This is a genomic window from Dellaglioa sp. CoH-57-MRSF-16 (genome assembly GCF_056782055.1).
Genome location: NZ_JBXAXZ010000055.1, coordinates 1 through 475 on the forward strand (window position 1 = coordinate 1; position 475 = coordinate 475).

General features: G+C 53.1%; 1 protein-coding gene. It reads left to right on the plus strand.

Going from position 1 to position 475, the window contains the following annotated elements; genetic code table 11:
- On the plus strand, nt 1–475 hold a 475-nt coding region (locus tag AC1RPH_RS07810), incomplete at both ends, for a glycoside hydrolase family 19 protein (RefSeq protein ID WP_481762027.1).

Genomic DNA, 475 nt, shown 5'->3' on the forward strand with positions numbered 1-475 from the left:
GCGTTATTTTATGGCGCAATCGTCATATGAAACGCAGGGCTACACCAAATTTGTCGAAAACCTGACGTACACGACCCCCGAGCGGTTGGTCGCTGTGTGGCCCTCACGATTCACAATGGATCAGTCGGATTCCAGCAAGGCGTACGCTCCAAATTACACAAATAACCCGCAGAAGCTTGCGAATCTGGTGTACGCATCGCGCATGGGTAATGGAGATGTCGCATCTGGTGATGGTTGGACGTTCCGAGGGCGCGGTGCCTTTCATCTGACAGGCCGCGCAAATTACAGTGCGTACAGTGCAGCTGTTTATGGCGATCAGCGAATAGTAAGTAATCCTGAATTGGTAACGCAACCAGCCGATTTCTTTATGAGCGCTGCATGGTTCTGGAGCGCCAACGGCTTGAGCGCGCTTGCGGATCAGGACGCGTATACCGCAGTTACGCAAAAAATCAATGGTGCCAACGGGTCGGCGCTG